Below are 15183 nucleotides of genomic sequence, written 5' to 3' on the forward strand. Positions count from 1 at the left end.
CTCCTCAGTTCTCGGAGGGCTTCAGGAAGGGGCGCTGGCGCGCCTTGTGCTGCTCGTAGGCACCGCGGGCGCGCTGGGTGCTCTCGAGGGTCGAGACCTCGCTGACCGGCACGTCCCACCAGCTCTCGCTGGAGGGGGCGTCGACGAACGGGTCGGTGTCGACGTGGATGACCGTCGACTCGGTGGACGCCTTGGCGTCGAGGATCGCGGCCTCGAGCTCCTTGCGGGTGCTCGTGCGGACGACGTGCATGCCGAGGCTGGCAGCGTTGGCGGCGAGGTCGACGGGGAGGAAGTCGCCGTCGAGCCGGCCGGAGGAGGTGCGCGCCCGGTAGCGGGTGCCGAAGCGCTGGCTGCCCAGCGACTCCGACAGGGAGCCGATGGAGGCGTAGCCGTGGTTCTGCACCAGGACGATGATGACCTTGACGCCCTCCTGGACGGCGGTCACCAGCTCGGTGGCCATCATCAGGTAGGAGCCGTCGCCGACCATGACGAAGACGTCGCGGGGCGCGGCGCCGTTCCGGGCGTCGTCCTCCGCCGCCATCGCCACGCCGATGCCGCCGGCCACCTCGTAGCCCATGCAGGAGTACCCGTACTCGACGTGGTACCCCTTCGCGTCGCGGACCTGCCAGAGCTTGTGGAGGTCACCGGGCATGGAGCCGGCGGCGCACACGACGACGTCGCGCGGGTCGGACAGCTCGTTGACGGCGCCGAGCACCTGGTTCTGGTCGGGCTGGGCATCCAGATCACCGGTGGTCGCCCCGGAGACGTCGCGGGAGTAGACGGACGCGACGGTCGCGTCCCACGCCGCCTTGAGCTCCGCGGTGCGGGCGCGGTGGGCGTCGCCGACGTCGTACCCGTCGAGCGCGGAGGCCAGGGCCTCCAGGCCCTCCTTCGCGTCGGCCACCACGGACACCGCGGAGTGCTTCGCGGCGTCGAGGGCGGCGACGTTCAGGGTCACGAACCGCACGTCCGGGTCCTGGAACGCCGTGCGCGAGGCCGTGGTGAAGTCCTGGAAGCGGGTGCCCACGCCGATGACGACGTCGGCCTCGCGGGCGAGGGCGTTGGCCGCCGTCGTCCCCGTGGAGCCGATGGCGCCGACCGACTGCGGGTGGTCGAAGGGCAGCGCGCCCTTGCCGGCCTGGCTCTGGCCCACGGGGATGCCCGTGGCCTCGGCGAGGGCCGCCAGCGCGGCCTGCGCGCCGGAGTAGTGGACGCCGCCGCCCGCGATGAGCAGCGGGTTCTTCGCCGACCGGATGACCTCGACGGCCCGGGCGAGCGCGGCGCGCTCGGGCAGCGGGCGACCGACGTGCCAGGTGCGCTCGGCGAAGAGGTCCTCGTCCCAGTCGTGGGCCTCGGCCTGGACGTCCTGCGGGAAGCAGACCGTGACAGCACCGGTCTCGGCAGGGTCGGTGAGGACGCGGATCGCGCCGAGCAGCGCGCCCGGCAGCTGCTCGGGGCGCCAGACCCTGTCGAAGTAGCGCGACAGCGGGCGGAAGGCGTCGTTGACCGTCACGTCGCCCGAGGCCGGGAGCTCGAGCTCCTGCAGCAGCGGGCCGGCCGAGCGGGTGGCGAAGGTGTCGGCGGGCAGCAGCAGCACCGGGAGGCGGTTGATGGTGGCCAGCGCCGCACCGGTGAGCATGTTGGTGGAGCCGGGGCCCACCGAAGCGGTGATCGCCCAGGTCTGCAGGCGGTCCTTGGCGCGGGCGTAGGCCACCGCGGTGTGCACCATCGCCTGCTCGTTGCGGCCGAGCACGTAGGGCAGGCCGGGCTCACGACCGGCCTCGAGGGCCTCGAGCTCGTCCTGCAGCAGCGCCTGGCCGAGGCCGGCCACGTTGCCGTGGCCGAAGATGCCGAGCGCGCCGGCGAAGAGCTTGGTGCGCACGCCGTCGCGCTCGACGTGCTGGTTCGCGAGGAACCTGACGGTCGCCTGCGCGACCGTCAGGCGGGTGGTGCTGGTCATCGGGCGTCTCCGAGGGGCAGCCGGGGGTCGGTGGGCTGGTCGGCCCAGGTGGAGCGCACCCAGGCCAGGTCCGGATCGTCGACGATCCGCCAGGCGCGGTCGTCAGCGGGGCCGGCCATCGCGTTCAGGTAGTACAGGTGGTTGCCCGGCGCGGCCATGCAGGGCCCGTGCCAGCCGTGGGGCACGAGCACGGTGTCGCGGTCGCGCACCTCGACGAGCAGGTCGATCTGGCGGTCGTCGCGGTCGGACGTCGAGTAGGTGCGGTGGTAGCCGACCCCGGGCTCGCCGCTCGGCCCGGGGGCCACCTCGAAGTAGTAGACCTCCTCGAGCTCGCTCTCGTGCTCGGTGGTCTCGTCGTGCTTGTGCGGCGGGTAGCTCGACCAGTTGCCGCCCGGGGTGACCACCTCGACGGCCACGAGCTTGCTGGCGACGTCGACGTCTGCGGAGGCGAAGTTGCGCACCTCGCGGGTGCAGCCGCCCGCGCCGCGCAGCTCGACGGAGACCTCGTCGACGGGGATGTGCCGCACGGGCTTGCGGACGCCGTCGGGCAGCTGGCCGGTCACGGCGCCGGGGACGCCGACGCGCGCGCCCCCGCCGTCCGGAGACGTGCTCAGCACCGCCTTGGAGCCGGCGGGGAGGTAGAGGACGTCGGTCGGGCCGGCGAACACCGACGCCCGGCCGGCGAGCTCGTACACGGCGGACTCCCCCGCAGGGCTGTCGACAGCGACGCGCAGGCCGCCGCGCAGCGGGACGAGGACGACCTCCTCGTCACCGGTCTCGAGCGCCAGCTCCTGGCCGGGGGCCAGGTCGGCGGCGCGCAGCGACGTCCAGCCCCAGCCGGCGACCTCGGGCGTGATCCAGGCGTCCCAGGCGCCCCGGGCCGAGGCCCCGGCGCGCAGGTGCAGGTCAGCCGACGACGAGGTCACGGGGCCACCAGCACGTCGCGCACGATCGCGTCGAGCTGGGCGTCGGCCTCGAGGAACTGGCGCAGCGTCTTGCGGGTGGCGCCGAAGTCCTCGAACTCCTCGACGGTCATGCCGTCGACGTCGTAGGCGCGGTGCCACTCGGGGATGGCCGAGAGGGCCTCGAGGTGCTCGGAGGCGACGGGCTCGTCGATCGCGTGAGGGTTCACGGGGATGCGGTTCTCGTTGATGCGGGCCTGCCAGTCGAACGGCGGGGAGACCACGAGGTCGCCGCCCTGCAGCTCGCTCCACTGGAGGGAGTTGCGGAAGGCGGCCGAGAGGATGCGCACGCGGTAGCCGCGCTCGACGAAGAGGTGGTGGGCCTTCTTCAGCGCCGCGACGCCGGCCCACTCCAGGTGGCCCGGGTCGAGCAGGAGGCGGTTCTTGGCCACGTAGGCCTTCATCCAGTCGTCGAGGCGTCCGCCCATGATCGTGCAGACGTGGCCGAACTCCGGCATGGGCAGGCCCTCGGCCTCACGGCGCTGCATGCCGCGCTCGATGGCCTCGGCCACGGCGATCGCCTGCGGCACGGTGAAGGAGACGGTGGCGTTGAGGGAGACGCCGCGGTAGGCGGCCTCCTCCATGGCCTCGATGCCCGTCTTGGTGGCGGGGATCTTGACGATGATGTTCTTCGCGAGCTTCGAGAAGCGCTCGGCCTGGTCGGCCAGGGCCGCGGCGTCGCGGTGGAAGCGGGGGTCGGTCTGCATCGACAGGCGGCCGTTGCGGCCGCCGGAGGCCTCGAAGGCCGGCTCGAGCAGCTTCGCGGCCTCGACGGAGAGCTCCTCGACGACCATCCAGCCCAGCGCGGACTCCCCCGCGGTCGGGTTCTCGGCGGCGAGCTCGCGCAGGCGGGCGGTCCAGCGCGGCTCGTCGGCGTTGATGGCGGCCAGGGCGATGACCGGGTTGCAGGTCGCGCCGACGGCGCCCCAGGCGATCGACTTCGTGAGCTCGCCGATCTCGGCGGAGTCGTTCCAGAGGGCGGTCGGGGTGGTGCGGGCGGCGAGCGCGGTGGGCAGCTCGGTCTCGCTGGCCTGGGTGCCCGTGGCGGCGTCGGTGCCGGCGGGGGCCGGAGCGGTGGTGGTCATGGTTCCTCCTGGGGAGTGCTGGAGCGGGTCAGCGGACGAGGGACACGGCGGTGTCGACGGCGGTGGCGACGTCGTCGTCGGGCGGGAACAGCAGGGCGCGGCCGACGACCAGGCCGCGCACGGCGGGCAGCGCGAGCGCCTTCCGCCAGGTCTCGTAGGTGGCGTCGGGGGCGGCGACCGGGTCTCCGCCGAGGATCAGCGTCGGGAGGGTGGTGGCCTCCATGACGCGCTCCATGTCGTCGACGACGGGCAGCTTCAGCCAGGTGCGGGCCGAGGAGGCGCCGATGCCCTGGCCGACGTGGATGGAGGTGATGACGCCCTCGGGGGTGAGGTCGTTGACCACCTTGCCGCCGCCCGCGCCCGAGCTGCTGCGGCTGCTGAGGAACGGCTCGACCATGGCGACCTTGCCGGCGCGGTTCAGCTCGGTGACCGCCCTGGCGCAGGTCTCCATCGTGGAGACGGTGCCCGGGTCGTCGCGGTCGATGCGCAGCAGCATCTTGCCGGCGTCGAAGCCCGACTCGACGATGCCGGGCACGTCGTAGGCGGTCATCCGGTCGTCCATCTCGAACACCGAGCCGGCGAGGCCGCCGCGGTTCATCGAGGCGATGACCACCTTGTCCTCCAGGGCGCCGAGGAGCAGCAGGTCCTCGGCGATGTCGGCGGTGGCGAGCAGCCCGTCGACGCCGGGGCGGGCCAGCGCGGTGCGCAGCCTGTCGAGCAGCTCGGTGCGGCTGGCCATGGCGTCGGCGCGGCCGCGGGCCGAGAGCGCGCCCCGGGCGGGGTGGTCGGCGGCCACGACCATGAGGCGGCCGTCGTCGGGGACGAAGGAGGTCCGGCGCACGCGGTCCGCGAGCGCGGCGGCGACGGCTTCGGGGTGGCGGGCGCGCAGCTCGGTGACCTCGGCGTACGTGCGGGCGCGCGGTGCGCTGGCGATGCCGCTCGCGGCACCGGGCGCGCGGCGGGTCAGGAGGTCAGCCACGGGTGAACTCCTGGATCTCGGCGGGGGTGGGCATCGCGGTGGAGCACTCGAGCCGGGAGGCGACGATCGCGCCCGCGGCGTTGCACCGCGTGAGCAGCTCGGTGAGCGACAGCCCCGCGAGCAGGCCGTCGACCAGGGAGCCGCCGAAGGCGTCGCCCGCCCCGAGGCCGTTGACGACGTCGACGGGGGTCGCGGGCACGACGACGCGCTCGTGGCGGGTGGCGCCCAGCACGCCGCGGGGACCCTGCTTCACGATGGCGAGCTCGACGCCGAGGTCGAGCAGCGCGTCGGCGGCCGCGTCGGCGTCGTCCTCCCCCGTGGCCACGTGGCACTCCTGGCGGTTGCCGACGGCGACCGTGACCCCCGGCAGCGCGCGCTGCGCCTGCTCGCGGGCCTCCTCGACGCCGGAGCGACCGTCGTGGCCCGGCCAGAAGTCACCGCGGTAGTCGAGGTCGAGGACGGTGTGGCGGCCCTCCCCCGTCCCGTCACCCGCACCGGCGCGGGCCGCGAGCGCCGCGTGGTGGGCGCTGCGGCTGGGCTCCTCCGACAGGCCGGTGAGCGTGACCCACAGCAGGTCGGTGCCGGTCACGGCGTCGAGGTCGAGGTCGGCGGTGGCCAGCTGCAGGTCCGGTGTGGTGGGGCGGCGGTAGAACCAGATGGGGAACTCGTCGGGCGGGAAGATCTCGCAGAACGTGACCGGCGTGAGGTGGGCGGCGTCGGTGGCGACGTGCCGGTCGTCGACGCCGAGCTCGCGCAGGGAGCGGCGGACGTACCGGCCGAAGGGGTCGTCGCCGACGCCCGAGAGCAGGGCCGGTCGCCGGCCGAGGCGCGCCGCGGCGACGGCGACGTTGGCCGCGCTGCCACCCAGGAACTTGCCGAAGGTCTCGACGTCCTCCAGGCCCACGCCGGTCTGGAGCGGGTAGATGTCGACGCCGCAGCGACCGACCACGAGCACCTCGGGGGCGCTGGGCGCGGGCGTGCTCACGCGGGGCCTCCACGTCGTCGTGCGGTCGGGGGGCGGTCAGCCATCGGCTGCGACGCCGGGTCCGACATTCCTCCCTGCGCCCGCTCCGTGTCAAGTGTTGTCCTGACATATGGATGACCGGCGGTCCTGACGGGCGTGCGGGTGGTGGCGGTGCGGCGCCTCTGGCCCACCCCGCCGTCCACCTGCGATGATGGGTCGATGAGCGCGACCGCCGCAGATCCCCGCGGGGCCGTGCCGGACCTCGCGGCGCTGCTGGCGCGGGGCGTCGACCGGTCGAGCCCCGTCCCCCTCTACCACCAGCTGGCCGAGCTGCTGCGCGGCGCGATCGCCGACGGCACGCTCCCCCCGGGCTCGCGCCTGGAGAACGAGGTGGCCCTGGCCGAGCGGCTGGGGCTCTCCCGGCCGACCATGCGCCAGGCCCTGCAGGAGCTCGTCGACAAGGGCCTCCTGGTGCGGCGGCGCGGGGTGGGCACCCAGGTGGTGCACCCGCACGTCAACCGCTCGATGGCGCTGACCAGCCTCCACGACGACCTCGCCCGCAGCGGGCGCACGTCCACCACGCGCGTGCTCGACCACGACGAGGCCCCGGCGTCCCACGACATGGCCGAGGCCCTCGGGATCGCCCCCGGCACGCCGGTCGTCACCGTGCGCCGGCTGCGCCTCGCCGACGACGAGCCGCTCGCCATCCTGACCAACCACATCCCCGCCGCCACGGCCCCCACGCGCGAGCAGCTGGAGACCGAGGGGCTGTACGAGGTGATGCGCGCCCGCGGCGTGCAGTTCCGCGTGGCCCGGCAGAGCGTCGGGGCCCGCCTCGCCACGGCGGCCGAGGCGCGCCTGCTCGACGAGCGGCCGCGCGCGGCTCTGGTGACCATGCACCGCACCGCCTACGACGACGCCGGCACCGTCATCGAGCTGGGCGACCACGTCTACCGCGCGTCGCGGTACGCCTTCGAGACCACCCTCGTCGACCGCTGACGCAGCGGGTCAGCCCTTCCAGCCCCCGGCGGGCCAGGTCCGCTGGTCAGCCGGGGGGCGCAGCGCGAGCACCGCGGCGAGCAGGTCCTCGTCGACCGGCTCGCTCGCGGCCTCGACGGCGGCGCGGACGTTCGCGGGCTTCCGGGTGCCGATGACCGTGGTCGCGGCGCCGCTGCACTGGATCGAGTACTGGTTGGCGAGCCGGGCGACGTCGACCCCCTCGCGCTCGCACAGGGCCACCACGGCGGCGGCTGCCTCGCGGATCACCGGGGTCGCGGGGTGGTCGGCGGCCATCGAGCCGCCGTTCGGCGTGAGCAGCCCGAGCGAGACCGCGGCGGCGTTCATCACGGCGGTGCCGTTCGCCTCCGCCACCGGGAGCACCCGCGTCTGCAGCGAGTCGTCGAGCAGGGTGGCGTGCGCGTACGTCAGCACGACGTCGAGGTCGAACTCCTCCACCAGCGCGCAGATGGTCTCGACGGGGTACCCGGTGACGCCGACGGCGCGGACCAGGCCCTCCTCGCGCAGCGCGAGCAGCGCCGGCACGGCGACCTCGCGGATCTGCTCCAGCGGCACGAACTCGACGTCGTGCAGCTGGAAGACGTCGACGTGGTCGGTCTGCAGCAGGTCGAGGCTGCGCTGCAGGCTGCTCCGGATCCGGGAGGCGGAGAAGTCGAAGTCGTCGCCGCCGTAGCGGCCGGCCTTGGTGGCCAGCACCACCCGGTCGCGGCGTCCTCCGCGGAGCGCGCGGCCGAGCCGCTCCTCGGCGTCGCCGTAGTAGGGCGAGGTGTCGACGAGGGTGATCCCGAGGTCGAGGGCCTCGTGGACCACGCGCTCGGCCTGCTGCTCGTCGCAGTCGCCGAAGAGGCCGCTGCCCAGGGGCGCGGTGCCGAGCGCCACCTGCGAGACCTGCAGGCCGGTGGGTCCGAGGGGTGAGTGCTGCACGGGACTGCTCCGTCCGTCGGGCTGGTGGGGGCGCTCGTCGGTCAGACCGTGAAGGCGCGGCGGAAGTCTTCCAGGGCCGCCTCGTCGTCGCCGCGGGCGAAGGCCTCCAGGGCCACGACGCCGTCGTAGCCGAGCCGGTCCAGCGCCGTGGCGACCGCGGGGTAGTGGACCTCGCCGGTGCCCGGCTGGCAGCGGCCGGGCACGTCGGCGACCTGGACCTCACCCACCCACGGCAGCGCCCGCTCCACGAGCTCCACGAGGTTCCCCTCGCCGATCTGCGCGTGGTACAGGTCGAGGTTCAGCCTCAGCCACGGCGAGCCGACGGCCTCGACCAGCGCGATCGTGTCGGCGGCCCTGGCGAACGGCACCCCGGGGTGGTCGACGGCGGTGTTGAGGTTCTCGAGCACGAAGACCTGCTGGTGGGCCTCCCCCAGCGCGGCCAGCGCCTCCAGGGTCTTCGCCGCGCGCAGCCACATCGCCGGGGTGGCTCCGCCGGAGTCGACGGCGACCACGGGCAGGCCCTTGCCGTCCAGGCCGGTGCCATGCACGTTGAGGCGCTCCACCCCGAGCCGCTCGGCAACCGCCAGCGCGTCCTTGGCGGTGGCGAGCAGCCGCTCAGCCCCGTCCTCGTCGGCCAGGGTGCCCTCGGCGTACCCGGTCATCGAGGAGTACCAGGTGCCGCCGCCGCGCAGGGCCGCGAGCGCGTCGACGTCCTTGGCGCGCCAGTCCCAGAGCACGACGCCGTAGCCGAGCTCGGTCAGGCGCCGCACCCGCTGCTCGAACGGCAGGTCCAGCAGCACCATCTCCGCGCACACCGCGAGCCTCATCGCCACCACTCCCTCGTGATCATGCAGGTCCACCGCCGTCGAGCCGGCCCGTCGAGCCGCGCACCACCAGGCGGGGGGTGAGGACGACGTCGACGGGATCCTCCCGGCCGCCGTCCAGCCTCTCGACGGCGGTCCGCACCGCGGCCGCCGCGAGCGCCGCCGGGTCCTGGCTGACGGACGTCAGCCGGACGTGCCCGAGCCGGGCGAGGGGGCTGTCGTCGTAGCCGACCACCGAGAGGGCTGCGCCCCCTCGCAGACCCGCCGAGCGAGCGGCGTCGAGGAGGCCGACGGCCACGCGGTCGTTGGCCGCGAACACCCCCGTGGCTCCCGCAGCGAGCACCTCCGCGGCCGCCGCGGCGCCGGCGTCCTCGCTGAACGCCCCCTCCACCACCAGCGGGTCGAGCCCCTGGGCGCGCGCCGCGGCGAGGAAGCCGTCGCGGCGCTCGCGGGCGACCTCGCTGCTGCCGCCGCTGACGTGCGCGAGGCGGGTGTGCCCGAGCCCCGTGAGGTGCTCGACCACGAGCGCCGTGCCGGCCGCCTCGTCGGCTCTGACGACGTCGAGCCCCCGGGCGCGGCGCCCCACCAGGACCACCGGGTCGTGGGCGTCGAGCGCTGCGAGCTGTGACGACGGCAGCTCGGTGCCCAGGAGCAGCAGCGCCTCGCAGCGGGAGTCGAGCAGGACGTCGACGGCGCCCGCCTCACCGCGACGGGCGGTGACCGGGTGCAGCAGCACCTGGTACCCGGCGTCCTCGGCGGCGTCCTGGAGGGCCTCGGCGAGCTCGGCGTGGAAGGTGTTGCGGATGGTCAGCGTCACGCCCAGCAGCCGGGTGCGGCGGGCGGCGAGCCGGCTGGCGGTGCGGTCGGCGCGGTAGCCGAGGGCGCTCGCGGCGGCGCGGACGCGCTCGGCGGAGGCGGCGCTCGGACCGGGCGCTCCGCGCAGGGCGAGCGAGGCGGTGCCGGGCGAGACGCCGGCGCGGGAGGCGACGTCGGCGAGGGTCGGGCGCCGCTGCTCGGCCACTCCTGCCACCCCCTTGACGCGATCGACCGGACGGCCCGATGCTAGCCGGGTCTTAAAGCGCTTTAAAGAGCGCACCCGTGCAGAGAGGCACCCCCATGAGCTCGACCCCCTCGTCGATCGGCGTCGCCGTCATCGGCGCCGGCATGGCCGGCCGCGCCCACGTCGCGGGCTACCGCGCCGCCAGCTCCCTCTACGGCGGCGGCCTGCCCGAGGTGCGCCTGGTCGCCGTCGCCGACGCCCACGCCCCCTTCGCCGAGTCCGCCGCCCGCCGCTGGGGCTACGCGAAGGCCGTCACCAGCTGGCAGGAGGTGGCCGAGGACCCCGAGGTCGACGCCGTCAGCGTGGTCGTGGCCAACTCCCTGCACCGCGAGGTGGTCGAGGGCCTGCTGGCCGCCGGCAAGCACGTGCTGTGCGAGAAGCCGCTGGCCCCGTCGATCGCCGACGCCGAGGCGATGGTGGCCGCCGGCGAGCGCGCCGCCGCCGAGCACGGTTCCGTCTCCGGGGTCGGCTTCACCTTCCGCCGCTCCCCCGCCATCGGCGCCGTCCAGCGGCTCGTGGCCGGCGGGTCGATCGGCGAGCTGCGCCACGTCGACGGCCACTACTGGTGCGACTACGCCGTCGACCCCGACGCCCCCATGAGCTGGCGCTACCGCGGCGGTCCGGGCTCGGGCGCGCTGGCCGACATCGGCAGCCACCTCGTCGACCTCGCCGAGTTCCTCGGCGGCCCGGTCACCTCCGTGCGCGGGACGACGTTCACCACGGTCACCACCTCGCGCCCGAAGCCCGTCGGCGTCGTCGTCGGGCACGCGAAGAGCGCCGTCTCCGACGAGCGCGAGCCCGTGGAGAACGAGGACCTGGTCAGCTTCACCGCCACCCTCGCCTCGGGGGCGTCGGCGACCCTGACCGCGTCGCGCATCTCCCACGGCCACGCCAACGGCCTCGGCTTCTCGGTGTTCTGCGACCGCGGGGCCGCGGTGTTCGACCTCGAGCGCCCCGCCGAGCTGCTGGTCTCCGACGACTCCGCCCCGGCCGGCCTGGGCGGCTACCGCCAGGTGCTGGTCGGCCCCGACCACCCCTACGTCGCGGGCGGCCTGGCGATGGACTTCCCCTCGGTCGGCCACGGCCAGAACGACTTCTTCACCTTCCAGTGCCGGGCGTTCCTGGAGCAGGTCGCCGGGACGGGTGACACGCCGCCCCTGCTCCCGCTGGGCCACGGCATGCACAACCTGCGGGTGCTCGACGCCGTCACCCGTGCGGCGTCCGCGCCCGGCACCGACGTCGTCGTCGGCTGACCGCTCCCTCGAAGCCCCAGACCACCGGAAGGACCTGACCATGGAGATCGGCGTCTACACCGCCGTCCTGCACGACCGCGACCTGCGCTCCGCGCTGGCCACCGCCAAGGAGCTCGGGCTCGAGGGCGTGGAGGTGAACGCCGGTGGCTTCATCGGCACGCCGCACCTGCCCGTCGACGCGGTCCTGAGCTCGGACGACGCCCGCGACGAGTACCTCGGCCTCTTCGAGGAGGCCGGCGTCCACCTCAACGGGCTCAACGTCAACGGCAACGCGCTCCACGTGAACCCCGCCGTGCGCGCCAAGCACTCGGGCGACCTCGTGCGCTCCATCGAGCTGGCGCGCCGGCTCGGGCAGACCCGGGTGGTCTGCATGTCCGGCCTGCCGGAGGGCGCGCCCGGTGCCGTCGCCCCCACGTGGATCGTCAACCCCTGGGACTCCTCCTGGCTCGACGCCCTCGAGCACCAGTGGTCGCTCGCCGTGCCGTACTGGCGCGAGCTCGACCGCCGCGCCGCCGACGCCGGGGTCCACCTCTGCATCGAGATGCACCCGCAGAACCTCGTCTTCAACCCCTCCACGCTGGAGCGGCTGGTCGAGCAGACGGGGGCCACGCACGTGGGCGCCGAGATGGACCCCTCGCACCTGTTCTGGCAGCAGATCGACCCGGTCGCGGCCACCCGTCACCTGGGGTCGCTGGTCCGCCACGCCGCCGCCAAGGACGTGCGGATCAACCCCGCGGCCGCCGTCCACGGCGTGCTCGACGACAGGTTCCGCCGCCTGCGCCCCGACGAGGCCCGCACGGGCCTCGGCACCGGCCCGGGCACCGACGGCGAGCACTACGTCAACGAGTGGCCGACCGACTCCGCGTGGGACTTCGTCGCCGTCGGCAACGGCCACGGCGTCGACTTCTGGGCCGAGTTCCTGCGGGCGCTGCACGAGGTCGACCCGGACATGAAGGTCAACATCGAGCACGAGGACACCGCGCTCGGCCGCATCGAGGGCCTGCAGGTGGCGGCGTCCTCCCTGGCGCAGGCGCGCGCAGCCGCCGGGGTCTGACGGTGACACCCGCGCCACCAGAGCCGCTCCAGCCGCTCCAGCCGCGACGATCAAGGGCCTGAGCGCCACAACGGCACCTCGGGCACCCACCACGGGGCCGGCCGCACCAGCGGGCGTGCAGATCTCGGCGATCGACGGGCTCCTGTCGCCTCGACGGCCCACCGATCGCCAAGACCTGCTCACGCCCTGTCCGAAGCTGTTCGAGGGAGCTGGGTCCGGCTCAGCGCCCGCTCACAGCACGCGAGCGGCGATGAGCCGGGCCAGCTCCCGCACGTCGACCTGGGGTCGGAACTCCAGGCGCACGTTGCCGAGCCCGCTGAACCACAGGTCGAGCTCGGCGTCGAGGTCCAAGGTGCCGGCGGTCTCCACGCTGAACGCCTGCACCCGGGAGTACGGCAGCGACGTGAAGTCGCGCTTCCTGCCCGTGAGCCCCTGGACGTCGACGACGACCAGCCGCTTGTCGGTGAACACCACGAAGTCGCGGATCCCCTTGAAGGCCCGGAGCACCTGCTCACCGGGCACCAGGAGGTCGTGGACCCCGTCGACCACCTCGGCGGGGTCCACCGCCCCCAGCCTCACGATGGACCCGTTGGTGAGCTCGATCACCCCGCCACGGTAGGTGCGCGGTCAGCGCAGCGGGACGTTGAAGCGGGTGACCACCTGCACCGGTGCCGCCCAGGAGCGCGCTGGGCCGGGGAGCGCCCCGCGGGCCTGCAGCAGCACGCGGGCGGCGCGCCGCAGGTGGGTGCGCAGGTCGTGGTGCAGCACGGCGGAGACACGGCCGGCGCGCAGGAGCGCGAGGTGCTCGGCGGCCAGGTCGTGCACGACGACGACGCGGGGGTGCTGCCCGGCGGCGGCCAGCGAGTCGAGCACGCGCGCCGCTCCCCCGGCGCCGGCGTACATCGCGTAGACCGCCGCGACGGCAGGGCCCCCTGCGCTGGCGAGCACCCAGCGCACCCCGTCGACCACGACCCCGGGCCGCTGCTCGTCGTCGACCACCTCGATGACCTCGCGCGGCCCGAGCACCTCGGTGAACCCCTCGGCGCGCTCGTCCTCGCCGAGGTCAGCCCCACCGCTGCGGACCACCAGCACCCGAGCGCGGTGACCATGCAGAAGACCCCCGCGCAGCGACCCGGCGTGCGGGTCTTCTGCATGATCGCGGGGAGGGGCCGCGCCGAGCCACTGGTCCACCAGGTGCGCCGCGGTGCGACCCGCCCCGCGGTTGTCGAGCCCCGTGTAGGCGACCCGCGCGGACCCCGGCAGGTCGGTGACCAGCGTGACCACCGGCACGCCCGCTGCGGCGAGCTCGGCGACCGCCGCCACCACGTCGGGGTGCTGCGGCGCCTTGAGGACCACGCCGTCGCTGCGGGAGCGCACCGCCTTGCGCAGCGCTGCGACGACGGGGGCCGGCCCCGCGCCGTCCTGCCCCTCGAGCAGGTGGAACCGGGCGCGGACGACGGCGGGCCGCAGCCCCGGCAGCTCGGCCTCCAGCGCCGCGCGGACCTCCACGGAGAAGCGCAGCGGCGCCTGGACGACGACGTCGAGGGTCCAGGTGCGGCCCCCGAGCTGCAGCTGGTCGGCCTGGCGCTGCAGGTCGGCGATGGCCCGCTCCACCTGGCGGGCGGTGGAGGGCCGCACGCCCTCGCGGCCGTGCAGGGCGCGGTCGACCGTGGCCTCGGACAGGCCCGCCTGGGCCGCGATCTCGCGGACGCGGAAGGGGTGGCGCACGGGTCCAGCATGGAGGAGCTGCTGAGGGGTTTCTGAGGGGTTCAGGGCCTCCGCCGCGACCGGCGCGCACCTAGCGTCGTCGTCACGGCGAACCCTCCTCACCCCGCCACCGCTCCTCGACGCTGAGAGGCACCACGATGACCGCCACCCCGACCCGGCCCGCCACCACGCCGGCGCGCACCAGCGCACCCACCGGCTGGTACTCCCCCGCCGACTGCTCCCTGGACGACTTCCGCGCCCTGGTCGAGGGCGGCCTGGCGTCCACCGACCTGGCCGACTACCCGTGCGCCGACTCCCTCGAGCAGGGCGTGCTCGTCTACGGCGCGCGGCTGCGCGAGCACACCACCACGCCGGAGGGCCGCCGCGACGTGCAGGCGGAGCTCGCCCGCGCCCTGGTCGACGGGCCCGGCATCGTCGTCTTCACGGGTGCGTTCGAGCACGGCGTCGTCGACGCGGCCACCGAGGTCTTCACCCAGGTGATCGCCGAGCAGAAGGCGGCCGGCACGGCCTCGGGCGACCACTTCGCCAAGCCCGGGGCCAACGACAGGATCTGGGGCGCCCTGGACAAGTTCGCCGTCCGGGCCCCGGAGGCCTTCGCGGACTACTACGCGAACGACGCCCTCGCCCTCGTCTCCGAGGCGTGGCTCGGCTCGGGCTACCAGGTGACCTCCCAGGTCAACGTGGTGAACCCCGGCGGGCAGGCGCAGACCGCGCACCGCGACTACCACCTGGGCTTCATGAGCCAGGAGCAGGCGGCGGGCTTCCCGGCGCAGGTGCACGCACTCTCCCCGGTGCTGACGCTGCAGGGCGCGGTGGCGCACGTCGACATGCCGGTGGAGACCGGCCCGACGCTCTACCTGCCGCACTCGCAGAAGTACCCGGCGGGCTACATCGCCTTCCACCAGCCCGAGTTCACCGAGTACTTCCTCGCCAACTTCGTGCAGCTGCCACTGGCCAAGGGCGACGCGGCCTTCTTCAACCCCGCCCTCTTCCACGGCGCCGGCACCAACCGCAGCGCCGACGTGCGCCGCATGGCGAACCTGCTGCAGGTGTCGTCCGGCTTCGGGCGCGCGATGGAGGTCGTCGACAGGACGGCGATGACGAAGGCCCTGTTCGAGACCCTGAGCGCCCAGAAGGCGGCGGGCGTCGACGAGCGCTCGCTGCGCAACGTGGTGGCGGCCTCGGCCGAGGGCTACGCCTTCCCGACCAACCTCGACCGCGACCAGCCGATCGGCGGCCTCGCGCCGCAGAGCCAGGCCGAGCTGGTCTGGCAGGCCCTGTCCGAGGGGTGGGACCGCGCCGCGCTCGTCGAGGCCCTCGACGCCCAGCGGGAGCGCCGCCGCTCCGCCGTCTGACCCACCCCGACCGTGATC

Annotated in this window: 14 protein-coding genes; 4 read left to right on the forward strand and 10 right to left on the reverse strand. The window is 74.6% G+C overall.

What is annotated here, in order from left to right; genetic code table 11:
* Positions 1–4 precede the first annotated feature (4 nt).
* From iolD to iolC, 5 genes are read right to left on the reverse strand one after another with little or no spacing between them, the layout of a single operon-like run.
* Positions 5–1960: a 3D-(3,5/4)-trihydroxycyclohexane-1,2-dione acylhydrolase (decyclizing) gene (iolD, locus tag F1641_RS16325; RefSeq protein ID WP_194907344.1), complete on the reverse strand. Its 1956-nt coding sequence runs from the start codon at positions 1958–1960 to the stop codon at positions 5–7.
* The gene (gene iolB, locus F1641_RS16330; protein WP_194907345.1) at positions 1957–2886 is read right to left on the reverse strand and encodes a 5-deoxy-glucuronate isomerase; all 930 of its coding nucleotides are present in this window, start codon (positions 2884–2886) and stop codon (positions 1957–1959) included. Before iolB ends, iolD begins: the two co-directional genes overlap by 4 nt.
* Positions 2883–4007, reverse strand: coding sequence for a transaldolase family protein (locus tag F1641_RS16335; protein WP_194907347.1), 1125 nt, complete (start codon positions 4005–4007; stop codon positions 2883–2885). Before F1641_RS16335 ends, iolB begins: the two co-directional genes overlap by 4 nt.
* Before the next feature lie 28 nt (positions 4008–4035).
* Positions 4036–4986 (reverse strand): deoxyribose-phosphate aldolase, encoded by a 951-nt coding sequence (locus F1641_RS16340; protein ID WP_309225662.1) that lies wholly within the window; start codon positions 4984–4986, stop codon positions 4036–4038.
* Positions 4979–5971: a 5-dehydro-2-deoxygluconokinase gene (gene iolC, locus F1641_RS16345; RefSeq protein WP_194907348.1), complete on the reverse strand. Its 993-nt coding sequence runs from the start codon at positions 5969–5971 to the stop codon at positions 4979–4981. Before iolC ends, F1641_RS16340 begins: the two co-directional genes overlap by 8 nt.
* Positions 5972–6169: 198 nt before the next feature.
* On the opposite strand from iolC, the gene F1641_RS16350 reads away from it, so the two are divergent.
* Positions 6170–6949 carry a GntR family transcriptional regulator gene (locus F1641_RS16350; RefSeq protein ID WP_194907349.1) on the forward strand — a complete coding sequence of 260 codons (780 nt, stop codon included), beginning with the start codon at positions 6170–6172 and terminating at the stop codon, positions 6947–6949.
* Positions 6950–6958: 9 nt separating this feature from the next.
* Here the strand turns inward: F1641_RS16350 and F1641_RS16355 are convergent, their stop codons facing one another.
* Genes F1641_RS16355 through F1641_RS16365 form a run of 3 tightly spaced genes read right to left on the reverse strand, consistent with a single transcriptional unit; the run spans position 6959 to position 9745 of the window.
* On the reverse strand, positions 6959–7891 hold the full coding sequence (locus tag F1641_RS16355; RefSeq protein ID WP_194907350.1) for an aldo/keto reductase: 933 nt from the start codon (positions 7889–7891) through the stop codon (positions 6959–6961).
* A gap of 41 nt (positions 7892–7932) precedes the next feature.
* Positions 7933–8727 (reverse strand): TIM barrel protein, encoded by a 795-nt coding sequence (locus F1641_RS16360; RefSeq protein ID WP_375541507.1) that lies wholly within the window; start codon positions 8725–8727, stop codon positions 7933–7935.
* A gap of 10 nt (positions 8728–8737) precedes the next feature.
* Entirely contained in the window at positions 8738–9745 is a 1008-nt protein-coding gene (locus F1641_RS16365) for a LacI family DNA-binding transcriptional regulator (RefSeq protein ID WP_206691322.1), read from the reverse strand.
* An 86-nt stretch (positions 9746–9831) separates the two neighbouring features.
* Between F1641_RS16365 and F1641_RS16370 the strand changes: the two genes are divergently transcribed.
* Together F1641_RS16370 and F1641_RS16375 are read left to right on the forward strand one after the other, a co-directional pair.
* Positions 9832–11028: a Gfo/Idh/MocA family protein gene (locus F1641_RS16370; RefSeq protein ID WP_194907351.1), complete on the forward strand. Its 1197-nt coding sequence runs from the start codon at positions 9832–9834 to the stop codon at positions 11026–11028.
* 40 nt (positions 11029–11068) lie between these two features.
* Positions 11069–12082, forward strand: a complete 1014-nt coding sequence (locus F1641_RS16375) for a sugar phosphate isomerase/epimerase (RefSeq protein ID WP_194907352.1) — start codon at positions 11069–11071, stop codon at positions 12080–12082.
* A gap of 231 nt (positions 12083–12313) precedes the next feature.
* Here F1641_RS16375 and F1641_RS16380 read toward each other — a convergent pair whose 3' ends face one another.
* A complete protein-coding gene (locus F1641_RS16380) occupies positions 12314–12688 on the reverse strand; it encodes a PH domain-containing protein (RefSeq protein WP_194907353.1) in 375 nt (124 codons plus the stop codon).
* Positions 12689–12709: 21 nt separating this feature from the next.
* On the reverse strand, positions 12710–13810 hold the full coding sequence (locus tag F1641_RS16385; RefSeq protein WP_194907354.1) for a LacI family DNA-binding transcriptional regulator: 1101 nt from the start codon (positions 13808–13810) through the stop codon (positions 12710–12712).
* A gap of 137 nt (positions 13811–13947) precedes the next feature.
* Between F1641_RS16385 and F1641_RS16390 the strand changes: the two genes are divergently transcribed.
* On the forward strand, positions 13948–15165 hold the full coding sequence (locus tag F1641_RS16390) for a phytanoyl-CoA dioxygenase family protein (RefSeq protein ID WP_194907355.1): 1218 nt from the start codon (positions 13948–13950) through the stop codon (positions 15163–15165).
* Positions 15166–15183: the final 18 nt, after the last annotated feature.

The sequence above is a fragment of the Quadrisphaera sp. INWT6 genome (assembly GCF_015390235.1).
Lineage (GTDB): Bacteria > Actinomycetota > Actinomycetes > Actinomycetales > Quadrisphaeraceae > Quadrisphaera.